Consider the following 15,551-nt stretch of genomic DNA (forward strand, 5'->3'; position numbering starts at 1 on the left):
TCGGGTCTCGATGGACCCCCACGAAAAGCAAAATTTCCGTGTCAACCGCTGAATTCACAGGAAGTCCACCAGTGGTATCCGCATTTTTCTGGGACTCCGCGTTATCTTCTTCAACCCATCGGAAACTCTCGGAGTTCACACGCGAGAATTGTTCATCCCCCTTGCAGTGTGAGTGATCCATGAGCATTCGCCGCACCGAAGGTCAGACGCCCGTTACTCTCCGTCCCACCACCGATACTTCGACGACGCAGGCGAAGGCCAAGAACGTGCTGCGCGTGAAGGACGGCTTCGAGTCCGTTTCGCGCGTTGGCGGCGCCGCGGTCCCGCAGACGACCGCCGCGCAGACGTCCGCGACCCAGTCGACGGGGGCCCAGCCGGGCCGCCTCGCGCTGGACAGCAAGGAGGCGCAGCAGGCCATCCAGACGTCGCTGAAGTACCTCACCCCGCCGATGACGGCCTCGTCGCTGCTGGCGGCGAACAAGTCCGGCCCCACGCTGGCGCCCAAGAGCGTCGAGCGCGACGAGCTGGGCATGACCCACGTCCGCCTGGACCGCATGCACGAGGGCGTGAAGGTCTTCGGCGAGCAGGTCATCAGCCACCTGGGCCAGGACGGCAAGGTGTCCAGCGTCACCGGTGAGCAGAACCCCATCCCCGCGGGCCTGGGTTCGCAGAAGCCCAAGCTGGCGCCGCAGCAGGCCATCGACATCGCGAAGAAGGAGCTGGGCGGCAAGGCCGACAAGCAGCCCTCTTCCGAGCGCGTCGTCTACCAGGACGCCGAAGGCAAGTATCACTCCGCCTACCAGGTGGAAGTGACGCAGATCGCCGGCCAGGAGAAGCCCAAGAAGCAGAACTACATCATCGACGCCAACACGGGGAAGGTGCTGGAGAGCTTCAACAAGATCGGCGGCTGGAGCAAGGCCGCGCCGGCCCCCATCCAGGTCAACGGCACCGCGAGCCCCAACGTCGCCATCCCGGACAAGGGCAAGGTCGAGTCGAAGATCAACATCCCGGACGGCGTGACGGTCGACAAGCTGTCGCTGGACCTCAACATCAAGCACACCTGGAGCGGCGACCTCAAGGTCACGCTGACCAGCCCCTCCGGCAAGTCGGCCGTGGTGCAGGACCGCAAGGGCGGCTCCAAGGACGACATCGTCGGCACGTTCGACCTGAGCACCGCCTTCGCCGGTGAGAGCACCAAGGGCGAGTGGAAGCTCACCGTCGAGGACAAGGCCGCGCGCGACACGGGCACCCTGAACAACTGGAGCCTGAACATCTCCGCGAAGGAGACCACGCCTCCTCCGACGGATCCGCAGAACCCGCCCGCGGGCAACCGCGACGACCTGTCCATGTACAGCGGCCACGTGGACCTGCAGACCACGAAGAACGCGGACGGCACGTACTCGCTGGAGGACACGACGCGCGGCAAGGGCGTGGTGACCTACGACGCGATGAACAAGTCCACGGCCAGCGGCCAGACGAAGATCAACGACAACAACGACAAGTGGGGCGAGGCCACCGACCCGGAGCGCGCCAAGGCCGGCATCGACGCGCACTACGGCGCGGCCATGACCTACGACTTCCTCAAGAACGTCCTGGGCCGTGACTCGATCGACGGCGCGGGCGAGAAGCTCGTCAACTACGTGCACGTGAAGAACAACTACGTGAACGCGTACTGGGACGGCGAGAAGATGAGCTACGGCGACGGCGACGGCAAGCAGTCCGGCCCGCTCACCACGCTGGACATCGCGGGTCACGAGATCGCGCACGGCCTCACGGAGCGCACCGCGGGCCTCATCTACAGCGGCGAGTCCGGCGGCCTGAACGAGTCCTTCTCCGACATCATGGGCACGGGCGTGGAGTGGTACGCCGCGAAGAACAACCCCGAGGCCAAGTGGAACTGGACCGTGGGCGAGGCCGCGTGGACCCCGAACAACGGCGACCCGGATGACGGCCTGCGCTACATGAACGACCCGACCAAGGACGGCTACTCGGTCGACAACTACAAGAACTACCCGAAGCAGACGGAGGTGCACGGCTCCAGCGGCATCTCCAACAACGCCTTCTACCTCCTGGTGGAGGGTGGCAAGAACCGCACCTCCGGCCTGGAAGTGAAGGGCGGCGTCGGGATGGAGGACGGCCTGAAGATCTTCGGCCGCGCCCTCACCACGTACATGACGCCGAAGACGACGTTCGCCCAGGCCCGCGAGGCCACCATCAAGTCCGCCACGGACCTGTTCGGCGCGGACTCCAACCAGGTGCAGAAGGTGAAGGACGCCTGGACCGCGGTGGGCGTGAACTAGTCGCCGTCTGACGCTTCTTGAAACATCCGAGGCGGGCCCGGTGGTGACACCGGGCCCGCCTCTTTCTTTTCCAGACGCCCGGCGCCTCAGGCGAAGAAGCGCGTCAGCACCGCCACCATGCGGGCCACGTCGGAGGCGGCGGCCAGCTCGCGGATGGAGTGCATGGACAGCATGGGGTTGCCCACGTCCACCGTGCGGATGCCCAGCTGCCCCGCGGTGATGGGGCCAATGGTGCTGCCGCAGCCCAGGTCCGTGCGGGTGACGAAGTGCTGGGGCGTGACGCCCGCCTCCTTGCACAGCGCGGCGAAGTGCGCCCACGACTCGCCGTCCGTCGCGTAGGACTGGTTGACGTTGGTCTTGATGACCGGGCCCCCGCCCAGCTGCGGCTGGTGCTTCGGCTCGTGCATGGACGCGTAGTTGGGGTGCACCGCGTGCGCCATGTCCGCGCTCACCAGGAACGAGCGGCGGATGGCGCGGTGGAACGCGTCCGCGCGGCCATCCGAGTGCCCCTGGACGATGCGCTCCAGCAGGTCCTTCAAGAACGGCGACGCGGCGCCCTGCGCGCTGCGGCTGCCGCACTCCTCGTGGTCATAGAGCACCACGCCGCACGTGGCCTCGCGCGGGCCGGGCTCGGACACGAGCGCGGTGAGGCTGGTGTGGCAGCTGGCCAGGTTGTCCAGGCGGGGGGCGTGGAGGAACTCGCCGTGCAGGCCGGAGCGGGTGGACGGCTGCAGGTCGTAGAGGCAGAGGTCATAGCCCAGCAGGTCGTCCGCGCTGGCCTTCACGCCCGCGCGGCCCAGCTCCTCCACCAGCAGCGCCCGCAGCTCCGCGGGGCCCGCGCTCTCCAGGCCCAGCACCGGCACCATGTGCTCCTGCGGGTTGAGCTTCAGCCCCTCCGTGTTGACGGCGCGGTTGAGGTGGATGGCCAGGTTGGGCACGCGCAAGAGCGGCCGGCGGAAGTCCACCAGGTGGTGCCGGGGACGGCCGTTGTCCAGCACCACCACGCGGCCCGCGAGGGACAGGTCGCGGTCCGTCCAGGTGTGCAGGAGCACCCCGCCGTAGATCTCCACGCCCAGCTGCTGGTAGCCGTGGCGGTTGACGGGCGCGTTCGGCTTGAGGCGCAGGTTGGGCGAGTCCGTGTGCGAGCCCACCAGCCGGAAGCCGGTGGCGTCCACGGGCTTCGTGCCCAGGTGGAAGGCGGCGATGCTCGTGTCGCCGCGCACCACGAAGACCTTCTCGCCGGGCTCGAGGGCCCAGGGCTCGCGCTCGTCGAGCTCGCGGTAGCCCGCGGCGGTGAGGCGGCGCGCCGTCTCCCGCACGGCGTGGTACGGCGTGGGCGACGCGTCGATGTACTGGAGGAGGTCGTTGGCCTGGGTGTCGATGTCGGTCGGGCTCATGGGCCCGGCACGCTAACGCCGTCCGGCCCCGGTGCCACGTCCGACTGTCGCCGCCCGGACAGGCGGCGGGGCGCCCGGCGGCAGGACGGTGGAGGAGGCGCGCGTGCCCGGCCCCGCGTCCAGGAAGGTGCCCAGGAGCACCCAGCGGCGCGCGGCGTCCTCGCGGGCCTTCTTCGCGACGAGCGGCGTCGTGTAGTGCCAGAAGGGCAGCCGGTACACGGTGACGCCGCCCACGGTGCTCACCGGGGTCAGCTCGGAGAAGTGCCCGTCCTTCGCGTAGACGAGGTACTGGTGGTCCACGGCGGGCATCGTCAGGCTGACGTGCATGTCCACGTAGCCGTCGCGCGCGTCCGCCTCCTCCGGGTGATGGTCGTTGTGCGGGCCCGTGTAGTCCCCGGGGCCGTAGCAGAGCACCTGGATGCCCCAGGCCCGCTTGAGGGCCCGGCCGCTCACCGCCGCCGCGAAGGCCGCGAACGTGTCCGAGCGCAACAGCCCCACCAACCCCACGGCCTCCGCCGCGCGCCACGAGCGCGAGCGCCGGCTCTCCAGCAGCGCGGTGCGCACCCGCACCGTCTTGGGCAGCGCCTCCGTGTAGTTCTCCACCATGCCGGAGATGGAGTCCTCCGGGATGGGGTCCTCCATCGTCACCAACGTGTCACGCAGCGCGGCATCCAACACGTCGCGGGCCTGCTGCGCCTTCTTCACGTCGATGACGCCCTGCAGCGCGATGAAGGGGCGCGTGGGGTCCAGGAGCGCGCCACATGTCTCGGGGTCTCGACCTTCGAGAATGCGGCGGCCTCGGGGGGTGAGGAGATCAGCGAACTGGGTGGGCAGGCGCGGGGACATGGCGCGCACCATACCGGTCCGGAGGCGGAACGCACGCGCGGCGGGGGACCTGGGAGGCAACTCCCCTGCCCTCCCGGCGATAATCCGGTACTCCGACATCCAGGATAGAAAGAGCCTCCATGACCGAGATCCGCAACCGCCCCGCCGCTCCCTCCGTCGCTCCGGCCCGCACGCAGGCGCCCGCCGCGCAGCCCGCGCGGACCAATCAGGCCACCGCGGCCTCGCGCGCGGAAGTGCTCAACCGCGCGGAGCTGGCGCGGGCCCGCGCGACCGCCGCGCCGGTCCAGGCGACGCCGGGCTCGTGGCGCGGGGGGCCGAACACGGAGGTCGGTCGCGCCATCCAGACCATGCGCCAGCGCATGTCCGACGTGAACATCACCATCAAGGGTGACACGCCGCAGAGCCTGTTCGACCGGGCCATCCTGGACAACAAGCACGTGACCAACGAGCAGATCCTGGAGATGTCCCGCGTCACGATGGACAAGCTGGCCACGGATCCGGAGACGCGCGCGAAGGTGCTGGAGCGCGTGCCCAACGCGCGCGAGCTGCCCGTGCACCACTTCACCGTGGCGATGATGTCCGCGGTGACGGGCATCGACCGCGCGGCGCTGTCGGAGGCCTGTCCCGACCTGGGCCTCACCGGCGCGCCCAACACGCCGCTGCTCTACGCGGCCAAGACCGAGCGCATGCAGCGCTCCACCGCCCTGCACGACTTCACCGACTACATGCGCGGCGCGGGCGTGAAGGGCGTGAACAAGGCCGTCTGGGGCGTGGAGAACCGCGTCCTGTCCGCCATCGTCTCCGCGCTGGGCGGCGGGCGGTACTAGGCCTCACGGAAGTTCCGGCCCGCGCGGCGGAGGAGGCCCCGGCCCCTCCCGCGCGGGCTTCGTGTCTCAGTCGTCGCCCGCGCCGCCGGCCAGCCGCTGGCGCGCGACCTCCAGCCGCTTCGCGCGCACCTTGGACGCCAGGTCGAGCACGCGCCGGTCGCGCTGCCACCGCTCGCGCATCTCCACGTCCACGCCCTCCCAGGCCACCTCGCAGCGCTCCAGCGCGCGGTGCATTTGCGTGAAGGCCCCGCCCAGCGCCACGTGCGCGCCCGGGTCGCTGGGGTCCTCCTTCGCGAGCGCGCGCATCATCACCGCGACGGCGACCAGCTCCTCGCGCAGCGCCACCGGCCAGCCGCACCGGCGCCCCACCTTCACCAGCCAGCCCAGCACGGCCAGGTTGACGTGGCAGTCCTCCACGGTGCGGAACGGCTTGAGGTAGCGGGTGTAGCCGTCGCCGGGCAGCACGTCCTCCGGGGCCAGCACCACGCCCTCCAGCCGCAGCGCCGCGTGGGGCACCTCCGGGATGAAGCCCAGCGGCGGCAGCTGCTCCACCTGCACGCCGGGCGTCTTCGCGTCCACCACGGCCATGCGCAGGCGGTTGCGGCCCTGGGCGTCGCGCCCCTCGGAGGCGACCACCAGCAGCACCTCCGCGTGCGTGCCCAGGGTGACGTACGTCTTCACGCCGTCCAGCTTCCAGCCCGCGCCAGAGGGCGTGAGCTGGGTCTGCATCGCGGTGGGGTGCCCGCCCCCGGACTCGGTGGCGCAGAGCGCGACGCGCCGGTCCGCGGGGAGCTGGGGGAAGAGGGAGCGCAGCGCCGCCTGGTAGCCGGAGGCGAACGCGAACCCCAGCCGGTCCATCCGGAAGCCGCTGGCGAGCGCTAGGTCCGCCGGGGCCGGGAAGCGCGGCAGCACCGCGAGGTGCCGGCGCCACCAGGCGTCCACGGAGTCGAGCGAAGGAGAGTCGGGGGCCTCGGTGAGCAGGAAGCGCAGGACGTCGTTCACGCCCCCCACTCTAATGCCCGGCCCCGGAGTGCGCGCGTCCGTTTGGGGCTTCAGCTCGCGGCGCGACGGCCGCGGCCCTGGGACTTCGCGCGCTGGGTGCCCCGCTTCTTCTTCGCGGCGGCGGGCGAGGGGCTCTTCGTCTTCGCCCCGGACTTCGCCTTGGAGGTGGCCTTGGACTTCGACGCGGCCTTGGACTTGGAGGGAGCCTTGGCCTTGCGCGCGGGCTTCTTGCGCCGCGCGGGGGCCTTCTTGTCCGGGGCGAGGATGGTGCCCCGGCAGGAGGGCGTGCCACAGCGGCAGACGTAGAGGGCCTCCGCCTCCGCGTCCATCTCCGGTGTGCGCTCGTACGCGTAGTCGTACGTCAGCTCCTCCCCCGGCTCGATGGCGCGCAGCGCGTAGATGTGGATGTGGCCCTTGTCGATGAGCGACTGGCAGTTGGGCTCACACGAGTGGTTGATGTAGCGCGACTCGTTGTGGAGCGTGCCCGCGTCCAGCACCGTGTCGTCATCCAGGTTGAAGAGGAACGTGTGGTGGCGCTCCATCGACTCGTCGTCGTAGCGCTCGTCCGCCTGCGACTGGGTGATGCGCTCACCGATGTACTCGATGATGCGCGCCCCCTTGCGGATGCGGCGGGTGGCGAAGGCGCCCATGCCCTGGATGGGGGACTGGCGCAGCTCGAAGGGGATCGACGGGGTCTGCTGGAAGGAAGGGGAAGTCATCATCGGGATGGGAGCGGCTGGGGCGGGTGCGTGTTCAACCAGGACGCTGCCTTGAGGCGCGGTGTAGCGTGCCGCAGTCAAGCGCGCGAAGAAAGGCACTCGATGATGCGGTGGTGGCTCGTGGTGGGCGCGGTGAACGCTTTCCTGTCCGTGGCGGCGGGCGCCTTCGGGGCGCATGCCCTGAAGGCCCGGCTCTCCCAGGACCTGCAGGTCATCTTTGAAACCGGGGCGCGCTACCACATGTACCACGCGCTCGCGCTGGTGGCGGTGGGGCTGCTGGGCGCGGTGCGTCCCTCGGCGCTGCTGTCCTCCGCCGGGTGGGCGATGCTCGCGGGCATCGTCCTGTTCTCCGGCAGCCTCTACGCGCTCGCCCTCTCCGGGGTGCGCGTGCTGGGCGCCATCACGCCGCTGGGCGGCCTGGGCTTCCTGGCCGGCTGGGTGCTCTTCGCCGTGGCCGCGTGGCGCACCGCCCCGTGAGGCGAGGGGCCGTCACTCCTTCAACAGGGGCGGCAGCGGGTAGATGGCGTCCAGGTCGCGGTGGTTGCGCAGCCCGCAGGCCTCGCGCTGCACGGTGAGGTTCCAGCGCAGCCGCTCCGCCTCCTTCCAGACCGCGCGGTACGCCGCGTAGCCCTCCATCCGCGCGATGCCCCGCAGGGCGCGCAGCGCCTGCTCCGCCTGGGCAAGGTGCGCGAGCGCCTCCTCCAGCTTGTCGCCAGAGCGGCGCAACCCGGAGGCGCGCTCGCGCTGGAAGTCCGCTTCCACGGGCAGCAGGGCGTTGATGTTCACCGGTCGGGCCATGGCCTCCCCCTAACAGCGAGGCCAGCGCTTCGCAGCGGCCTCGGTGCCCATGACCTCCTCATGGGCGCCAGGCAGGCAGGCGGGCCTAGCCGCCCGAGAGGGTCGGCGAGGGAGCGTCCTTCGCCTCGGGGAGCGCCTCGACACCGGGCCATCCCAGCCGCCAGGCCTCGCGGGCCCAGGCGATTCCCGCGCCCAGCACCATCGCGTTCCGGGCGAGGAGCAGCAGCGTGAACGACGGCTGGATTCCCGTCCGGTACGTGCTCCCCGCGAAGATGCCCCGGGTGATGGCGGCGGCCACCAGCAGCGCGGCGGCCGGCCCCACCGAGCCCGACAGCAGCGCGAGCGCGGCGGCCCCGGTGAGCCAGATGAGGTACTGCGGGCTCAGCACCGGATTGAGGATGACGAAGGCCACGAGCGGGACCCCGGCCAGCCGGGCCAGGTCCTCCATGTGCACGGGGGGCCTGCGCCACGCGCCACGCACGGACACCGCCGCGGCCAGCAGCGAGCCCGCCACCCACAGCTGGCGCGTGACGGCGCGAACCGCCTCGGCATCCGGCCCCTGGAGCTCATAGGCGGCGGGCGCGTGGACCCACTGCGCGTGGGCGAACCCCAGCAGGTGCGCGGCCCACAGCAGGCCCGCGCTCAGCGACTCCACCTGGAGGCCCCGCTCGACGTGGAAGGACGCGAACTTCCACCACGGCCACACGAAGCTCAGCGGCACCAGGGGCAACACGCCCGCGGCCAGCCCCGCGACCAGCGCGCGCGTGGGCTTCGCGCCCCGCCGCCAGCACACGGCCAGGGCGAGCGGCACGAGCACCGCCGGGTACAGCTTGGTGACGGCCCCCACCGCGAGCGCCACGCCGGCCCAGCCCTCGCGGCGGCGCATCAGGGCCACCAGCGCGAACAGGGTCAGCGCCGCGGGGAGGAGGTCGTAGCGCTTGAGGTAGTGCAGGCTCTGGATCCAGCTCACGACCGAGTACGCGGCGAACGGCACCCACGCGCGCCACCCCGTCCCCCACCTGCGCGCGCCCTCGGACAGGAGCAGCCACTTGATGAGCGCGTCGAACAGCGTGAGCTGGAGGCCGAAGGCGAGGATGAAGCCGCGCACGTCGCCGCCCACCCAGGTCGCCGGCACGAACCACAGGAGCGCGTAGGGCGGGTACTCGAAGCGGAAGTCGCGGTTGGGGACCGCGCCGTCCAGGAACGCCCGGGCCGTGTTGAAGTACAGCGGCAGGTCGCCCTCGCGCGAGGAGAACGCATAGAGCGCGAGCGGCAACACGCTCACGGCGAGCGCGAGCCAGTGCGGGGGCCCGGGCCGGAAGCGGAAGGGCGCGGGCGGAGTCGGTTCGGACACGGGGTGGCACTCTGCCCACGGAAAGGGGGCGCTGTCGCCGGGAAAGGCGCCCGGCCCCTCCCCTGCCCGGGCCCCGTCCAGGCGCGTGCACGTGCGGGCCCGCATCCAGCCCGCTAGGTTCCACCCCTTGCAAGCCCACGCGATGAAGCTCCACCGCCCCACGAAGGACGAACTGTTCGCGGCCACCGGCCGCACCGTGCCGGACCTGCTGGCCCCGGGCCTGCGGGTGCTCTTCTGCGGCATCAACCCCAGCCTCTACTCGGCGGTGGTGGGCATGCACTTCGCGAGGCCCGGCAACCGCTTCTGGCCTTCGCTGCATGCCTCGGGGTTCACGCCGCGGCGCCTGCTGCCGTCCGAACAGGGAGAGCTGCTGGCGCTCGGGCTGGGCATCACCAACGTGGTGGACCGGGCCACCGCGAGCGCGGACCAGCTGGACGCGGCGGACTACGCGCAGGGGGCGAAGTCGCTGGCGCGCAAGGTGGAGCGCTGCCGTCCGGCGTTCCTCGCGGTGCTGGGGCTGGGCGCGTACCGCACGGCCTTCGCGCGGCCGAAGGCGAGGTTCGGGCCGCAGGAGGAGACGCTGGGCGACACGCGGCTGTGGGTGCTGCCCAATCCGAGCGGCCTCAACGCCAGCTACCAGCTCCCGGACCTCGCGCGGCTGTATGGCGAGCTGCGCCGCGCGGCGGAGCCCCGCTGACTACTTCAGCAGGCCGGCCTCGCGGGCCACCTGCGCCGCGACGGGCAGCACCCGGTCGAAGGCGGCGGCGTTGCATGCGAGCAGGCCCCGGCGGTTCTGGAGCTCGGAGCCGTCATACAGGTACGGCGCTCCGGCCAGGTCCGTGAGCACGCCTCCCGCGGAGCGGATGACGGCCTCCGGCGCGCAGTTGTCCCAGCGGTAGCTCTTGTCGCTGACGTGCACGTAGAGGTCGCAGCGGGCCTCGGCCAGCAGGCCGCACTTGAGCCCCACGGAGCCGGACTCCGTCTCCTTCGTGATGCCCAGCCGCTGCACCACCGCGTCCGTCGTCTTCGAGCGGTGCGAGCGCGACACGACGAGCCGGAGCGCCGCTGGATCCGCCACGTCGGACACGCGCAACGCACGGCGGCCCTGGGGGTCCTCCACATGGCCCTGCTCGCCCACGATGCCCGAATAGAGGACGTCACCCACCGCGCGGTAGACGACACCCACCGCCGCGCGCCCCTCCACCGCGAGGCCGATGTGGATGGCGAACTCGCCGTTGCGGTTCACGAACTCCTGCGTGCCGTCGAGCGGATCCACGTACCAGCAGCGCTCGAAGCGCTTCGCGTCGGAGGCGTCCTCGTTCTCCTCCGCCACCACGCCGTCCGCCGGGAAGGCCTTGCGCAGCTCGCCCACGATGAAGGCGTTGGCGCGCTCGTCGGCCACGGTGACGGGCCCGGCGCCGCCCGCCTTGTCCGTGACGGAGAAGTCGGTGGCGTAGACCTGGAGGAGGATGTCACCGGCCTGACGCGCGATGCGCCGGGCCACTTCGAGTTCATGGGCGAGTGCGGGCATGGAGGGCGGCCAGTCTGCCCGCTCGGCGCTGCTTTGGAAACCAACGGTAGGGGATGGATTGGGGCGGATTGCCCCTCGCGGGGAAAAATGCCCCGTGGGGGCGTGCATCGGTTCCGAGGGAAGGCGTGCTGGCCCGGTGGCTGCAATCCCTGGGGGTTTGCGACTTCAGCGCTGGCGGCGGGACGGCCGGGCGCGGCAAGGACTCGAGCGATGATGAAGTGGCTGATGGGACTGGCCCTGCTGGGCATCGGCGTGGCGCTGGCGTTCGCGGGTGGGCGGATGGTGTACCGCTCGAAGGTGAGCAAGGACTGGCCCACGGTGCAGGGCACGGTGCTGAGCTCCCGCGTGGAGACGCTGCGCAGCAAGCGCGCGGTGAGCTTCCGGCCGGAGGTGAGCTACCGCTACGAGGTGAACGGCATCCCGTACACGTCCGACACGGTGGCCTTCGACGGCAACGGCTCCGGCGGGCTCGCGGACGCGCAGGCGGTGTCGCGCCACTACCCCACGGGGGCCCCGGTGACGCTGCACTACGAGCCGGAGGATCCCTCCGTCGCGTGCATCGAGTGCGGCAGCACGGGCTTCGTGAACTACCTGGTGACGCTGGGCGGCGCGGTGTTCGCCCTGGTGGCCGCGTGGGGGCTGGTGGAGATGGCGCGCACGGGCCTGCGCGATGGCAAGCGCCAGGCGCCCCCGATGCGCGCGAAGGCCCGGTAGGCGGAAGGCGTCCCCGCGTCGCATCATGCGGCGCATGGACCCGGAGAATCCCGTCGTGAAGCTGTGCGGCCAGGGCATTCAGGCGGAGCTGGCGCGGCGGGATGACGAGGCCCGCGACTGCTTCCAGCGTGCGTGGGACGTGGCCTCCGACGACTACGAGGCCTGCATCGCGGCGCATTACCTCGCGCGGCACCAGCCTACGCCCGAGGACACGCGGCACTGGAACCAGGTGTCGCTCGACCGGGCGCTCGCCGTGGATGACGCGCGCGTGCGCCCCTTCTTCGCCTCGCTGCACCTCAACCTGGGCCGGTGCGCCGAGGACCAGGGAGACCTGCCCCTGGCCCGCGCCCACTATCAGCAGGCCCTCGACGCCCTCCCCCAGGTCTCCGAGGGCCCCTACCGGAGCGTCGTCGAGCACGGCATCGGCGCGGCGCTCGCCCGCGTGGCCCGCTGAGCATTTCCCACCGGAAGGCTTCGACAGACGCGGCCCGCGATGCCCATCCTGGAGCCGACACCCGCGCCTCCTGGAGAACGCATGCCCGTCATCATCCGCCCCGCGAAGGACTCGGACGCGCCCGCGCTCGGCCGCATGGGCGCGGCGCTCGCGCACCAGCACCATGGCTTCGACGCCCAGCGCTTCATGGTCCCCGACGACGTGGAGGCCGGCTACCGCTGGTGGCTGGGCAAGGAGGCCCGCCGCCCCCAGGAGGCCGTGGTGCTCGTCGCGGAGCTGGACGGCGACGTCGTGGGCTACTGCTACGGACGGCTGGAGGGCGTGGACTGGAACATGCTCCTCGACAAGCACGGCGCCCTGCACGACATCTGGGTGGAGGCGAAGGCCCGGGGCACCGGCACCGGCCGGCTGCTCGCGGAGGCCATGGTCCAGCGGCTCACCGACATGGGCGCCCCGCGCGTCGTGCTCTCCACCGCCGCGAAGAATGAATCCGCGCGGCGGCTCTTCGAACGGCTGGGCTGGCGCCCCACCATGGTGGAGATGACCCGCGAGGCGCCCCCTCGCTCATAGCCGGCCGTGCGGCATCCGGCCGTGCTGGAACGCCTCCACCTGCGAGGGCGTGAAGGGCGCCTGGTACAGCCCCCGGTCCTGCTGCCGCGAACGGAACAGGTCCACGACCAGGTTCATCCGGTCGCTCAAGGCCCCCCAGTCCCGCGCCGCGCTGCCGGCCGTGTCGTCCGGCGTCCGGTCCAGCCGCTTCATCAGCCGCAGCAGCTCCGGGTGCTCCAGCCGCAGCAGGTCCCTGGGGAAGTCCGCCGAGGGCGTCAGCGCCGGGATGTCCTCGCCCAACCGCAGCGTCCGGTCCGGCAGCTCCAGCGTCATCAGCTCCCGCGTCATCAGCTCGCGCCAGCAGCGCTCCAGCTGCTCCGCCAGCGGCGTGAAGGCCGCGAGCAACCACGGCTCCGGCAGCCCGGACGCCCTCGTGCGGAACAGCTCCAGCAGGTTCACCAGGAACAGCGCCTTCAACGGCGCCCCGAGTGCCCCGACGATGGGCCCCTGCAGCCGCGTCTGCTCGTGGTAGCCCACCAGCGCGTTGGCAAGGAACACCCGCTCCGCGCGGTCCTTGGGGCGCGCCACGCGCAGCGCGTCCTGGTACGCGCGCGCCGCCTGGATGAGCAGGTCCTGCCCCCCGGTCTCCAGCGGCCCCGGCTTCAGCCGCGACACCACGCGCGCCAGCGCGGCGGGCCCCATCCCCCCGGGGCCGGTGAAGTGCTCCAGCATCGCCACGTAGAGCGGCCCCAGGTCCTCGAACACGATGAGGTTGCCGATGGCGACCTGCTTCGCCATCCCGTCCACCACCGGCTCCATCACCCGCGACAGCACGGCGCTCACGGCCGACGGCAATCCCCACGAAACCAACAGCCGCGCCTGCGTCACGCCGAGCGTGCGCATCAGGTCCTCCGCGCGAGCCAGCAGGTTGCGCTCCAGCGCGGACACCATGTCCTTGCGGATGAACGTCCCCGCCGTCTTCGACGCCCAGGTGGCGAAGCCACACCACGACACGTCCACGTCCCCCAGCACAGCGGTGAAGGCGAGCTTCAGCACGTGGTACGCCTGGGTGATGTGGAGGTTGCGCAGGGCGGCATCCTGCATCCGGACAATCGCCTCCACCTCGGCGTACGTCGGCGGAAGCCAGGGGCGCGGCAGCGGCTGGGGCACCATGACGGGACGGCCTCCGGAGGCAGGGGCGAAGTGCCCACGCCAGCCTGAACGACCGGCCCCGCCCCCCGCCATCACCCCACGGGGCGGGGCGGGAGCGGCATCACCGACACCGGCTCGAGAAGCGACGAAGCCCCGGGCGGACAGGCCCGGGGCTTCATTCAACAGCGGGGCCTGGAAGCAGCGCCCTACTTCTTCTGCTCCTTCACCCACGAGTCCTTCAGCGTCACCGTGCGGTTGAAGACCGGCGCGCCCGGCTTGGAGTCCAGCGAGTCCGCGCAGAAGTACCCCAGGCGCTCGAACTGGAAGCGGTCCCCCGGGTTCGCGGCGGCCAGCCCCGGCTCCACGCGCGCGTCGGCCACGACCTCCAGGCTGTTCGGGTTGAGGAACGCCTTGAAGTCCTTCTCCTTGTCGCGGTCCGGCTGCTCCACCGAGAAGAGCCGGTCGTACAGCCGCACCTGCGCGACGGGCGCGTTGCCCGGCACCCAGTGCAGCGTGCCCTTCACCTTGCGGCCATCCGGCGAGTCCCCGCCGCGCGTCGCGGGGTCATAGGTGCAGCGCAGCTCCGTGATGTTGCCCGCCGCGTCCTTGATGACCTGCTCGCACTTGATGAAGTACGCCGCGCGCAGGCGCACCTCCTTGCCCGGCGCCAGGCGGAAGAAGCCCTTCTGCGGCACCTCCTGGAAGTCCTCCGCCTCGATGTAGAGCTCACGGCCGAAGGGCACCTTGCGCGTGCCCAGCTCCGGCTTCTGCGGATGGTTGGCGACCTCCAGCTCCTCCGTCTGCCCCTCCGGGTAGTTCTCCAGCACGACCTTGAGCGGGCGCAGGACGGCCATCGCGCGCGGCGCCGTCTCGTTGAGGTCGTCCCGGATGCTCAGCTCCAGCACGCCCATGTCGATGAGGCTGTCGGACTTGCTCACGCCGATGCGCCTGGCGAAGTCGCGCAGCGACGCGGGCGTGTAGCCCCGGCGGCGCAGGCCGCTGATGGTCAGCATGCGCGGATCATCCCAGCCGGACACCAGCCGCTCCGTCACCAGCTGGAGCAGCTTGCGCTTGCTCATCACCGTGTACGTGAGGTTCAGCCGGGCGAACTCGTACTGGTAGGGCCGGTCGCCCTTGATGAGCGCGTCGACGATCCAGTCGTACAGCACGCGGCGGTTCTCGAACTCCAGCGTGCACACCGAATGCGTGATGCCTTCGATGGCGTCCGACAGGCAGTGCGCGAAGTCGTAGAGCGGGTAGATGCGCCACGTGTCGCCCGTGCGGTGGTGGTGCGCGTGCCGGATGCGGTAGATGGGCGGATCGCGCAGCACGGGGTTCGACGACGCCATGTCGATCTTCGCGCGCAGCGTGTGCTTGCCGTCGGGGAACTCGCCCGCCTTCATCCGGCGGAACAGGTCCAGGTTCTCCTCCACCGTGCGCGTGCGGTACGGGCTGTCCCGCCCCGGGGTGGTGAAGTCACCGCGGTACTGGCTGATCTCCTCCGGCGACAGGCTGCACACGTAGGCCTGGCCCTGGGAGATGAGCTGCTCCGCGAAGGCGTAGAGCCGGTCGAAGTAGTCGGACGCGAAGAAGCGCCGGTCGTCCCAGTCGAACCCGAGCCAGCGCACGTCGCGCTGGATGGACTCCACGTAGTCCGTGTCCTCGGTGAGCGGGTTGGTGTCGTCGAGGCGCAGGTTGCACTTGCCGCCATACTGCTGCGCCAGGCCGAAGTTCAGCGCGATGGACTTGGCGTGACCGATGTGGAGGTAGCCGTTGGGCTCGGGCGGGAAGCGGGTGTGCACGCGTCCGCCGTGCTTTCCCGTCCGCCGGTCTTCCTCAACGACTTCCTGGAGGAAGTTGAGGCCCTGCGTCTCATTCGTCGTCGTCATGATGGGTGCGAATCCTCGT

At 71.0% G+C, this 15,551-nt stretch carries 16 protein-coding genes; 7 read left to right on the forward strand and 9 right to left on the reverse strand.

Annotated elements, in window-relative coordinates:
* The first annotated feature begins 179 nt into the window (after positions 1-179).
* Entirely contained in the window at positions 180-2,300 is a 2,121-nt protein-coding gene (locus FOF48_RS06515) for a M4 family metallopeptidase (RefSeq protein ID WP_143899302.1), read from the forward strand.
* Positions 2,301-2,386: 86 nt separating this feature from the next.
* Here FOF48_RS06515 and FOF48_RS06520 read toward each other — a convergent pair whose 3' ends face one another.
* Positions 2,387-3,697: a M18 family aminopeptidase gene (locus FOF48_RS06520; RefSeq protein ID WP_143899303.1), complete on the reverse strand. Its 1,311-nt coding sequence runs from the start codon at positions 3,695-3,697 to the stop codon at positions 2,387-2,389.
* 12 nt (positions 3,698-3,709) lie between these two features.
* Positions 3,710-4,543 (reverse strand): hypothetical protein, encoded by an 834-nt coding sequence (locus tag FOF48_RS06525; RefSeq protein ID WP_255441971.1) that lies wholly within the window; start codon positions 4,541-4,543, stop codon positions 3,710-3,712.
* Positions 4,544-4,662: 119 nt separating this feature from the next.
* Between FOF48_RS06525 and FOF48_RS06530 the strand changes: the two genes are divergently transcribed.
* Positions 4,663-5,370: a DUF1178 family protein gene (locus FOF48_RS06530; protein WP_143899305.1), complete on the forward strand. Its 708-nt coding sequence runs from the start codon at positions 4,663-4,665 to the stop codon at positions 5,368-5,370.
* Between the two features lie 66 nt (positions 5,371-5,436).
* On the opposite strand, the gene FOF48_RS06535 is transcribed toward FOF48_RS06530, so the two are convergent.
* Positions 5,437-6,372: an acyl-CoA dehydrogenase family protein gene (locus FOF48_RS06535; protein ID WP_143899306.1), complete on the reverse strand. Its 936-nt coding sequence runs from the start codon at positions 6,370-6,372 to the stop codon at positions 5,437-5,439.
* A gap of 50 nt (positions 6,373-6,422) precedes the next feature.
* The gene (locus FOF48_RS06540; protein WP_143899771.1) at positions 6,423-7,091 is read right to left on the reverse strand and encodes an SET domain-containing protein; all 669 of its coding nucleotides are present in this window, start codon (positions 7,089-7,091) and stop codon (positions 6,423-6,425) included.
* A 102-nt stretch (positions 7,092-7,193) separates the two neighbouring features.
* Here FOF48_RS06540 and FOF48_RS06545 point away from each other — a divergent pair, with 102 nt between their 5' ends.
* Positions 7,194-7,568, forward strand: coding sequence for a DUF423 domain-containing protein (locus FOF48_RS06545; RefSeq protein ID WP_143899307.1), 375 nt, complete (start codon positions 7,194-7,196; stop codon positions 7,566-7,568).
* Between the two features lie 12 nt (positions 7,569-7,580).
* Here the strand turns inward: FOF48_RS06545 and FOF48_RS06550 are convergent, their stop codons facing one another.
* Positions 7,581-7,889, reverse strand: a complete 309-nt coding sequence (locus FOF48_RS06550) for a hypothetical protein (RefSeq protein ID WP_143899308.1) — start codon at positions 7,887-7,889, stop codon at positions 7,581-7,583.
* Between the two features lie 85 nt (positions 7,890-7,974).
* A complete protein-coding gene (locus FOF48_RS06555) occupies positions 7,975-9,243 on the reverse strand; it encodes a glycosyltransferase family 87 protein (protein ID WP_143899309.1) in 1,269 nt (422 codons plus the stop codon).
* 142 nt (positions 9,244-9,385) lie between these two features.
* Here FOF48_RS06555 and mug point away from each other — a divergent pair, with 142 nt between their 5' ends.
* Positions 9,386-9,940, forward strand: coding sequence for a G/U mismatch-specific DNA glycosylase (mug, locus tag FOF48_RS06560; RefSeq protein ID WP_186001810.1), 555 nt, complete (start codon positions 9,386-9,388; stop codon positions 9,938-9,940).
* Here mug and FOF48_RS06565 read toward each other — a convergent pair whose 3' ends face one another.
* On the reverse strand, positions 9,941-10,774 hold the full coding sequence (locus FOF48_RS06565; protein WP_143899310.1) for a 3'(2'),5'-bisphosphate nucleotidase CysQ: 834 nt from the start codon (positions 10,772-10,774) through the stop codon (positions 9,941-9,943).
* A 210-nt stretch (positions 10,775-10,984) separates the two neighbouring features.
* Here FOF48_RS06565 and FOF48_RS06570 point away from each other — a divergent pair, with 210 nt between their 5' ends.
* The 3 genes from FOF48_RS06570 (at position 10,985) to FOF48_RS06580 (ending at position 12,512) form a co-directional block, all read left to right on the forward strand.
* Positions 10,985-11,488, forward strand: a complete 504-nt coding sequence (locus FOF48_RS06570) for a DUF3592 domain-containing protein (protein ID WP_161664236.1) — start codon at positions 10,985-10,987, stop codon at positions 11,486-11,488.
* A 25-nt stretch (positions 11,489-11,513) separates the two neighbouring features.
* Positions 11,514-11,942, forward strand: a complete 429-nt coding sequence (locus FOF48_RS06575) for a tetratricopeptide repeat protein (RefSeq protein ID WP_143899312.1) — start codon at positions 11,514-11,516, stop codon at positions 11,940-11,942.
* Positions 11,943-12,023: 81 nt separating this feature from the next.
* Positions 12,024-12,512, forward strand: a complete 489-nt coding sequence (locus FOF48_RS06580) for a GNAT family N-acetyltransferase (protein WP_143899313.1) — start codon at positions 12,024-12,026, stop codon at positions 12,510-12,512.
* On the opposite strand, the gene FOF48_RS06585 is transcribed toward FOF48_RS06580, so the two are convergent.
* The gene (locus tag FOF48_RS06585) at positions 12,507-13,664 is read right to left on the reverse strand and encodes a hypothetical protein (protein WP_143899314.1); all 1,158 of its coding nucleotides are present in this window, start codon (positions 13,662-13,664) and stop codon (positions 12,507-12,509) included. The two genes, FOF48_RS06580 and FOF48_RS06585, sit on opposite strands and share 6 nt — an antisense overlap.
* A 185-nt stretch (positions 13,665-13,849) precedes the next feature.
* Positions 13,850-15,532 (reverse strand): glutamine--tRNA ligase/YqeY domain fusion protein, encoded by a 1,683-nt coding sequence (locus FOF48_RS06590; RefSeq protein WP_143899315.1) that lies wholly within the window; start codon positions 15,530-15,532, stop codon positions 13,850-13,852.
* Positions 15,533-15,551: the final 19 nt, after the last annotated feature.

This window comes from Corallococcus sp. Z5C101001 (genome assembly GCF_007352635.1).
GTDB lineage: Bacteria > Myxococcota > Myxococcia > Myxococcales > Myxococcaceae > Corallococcus > Corallococcus silvisoli.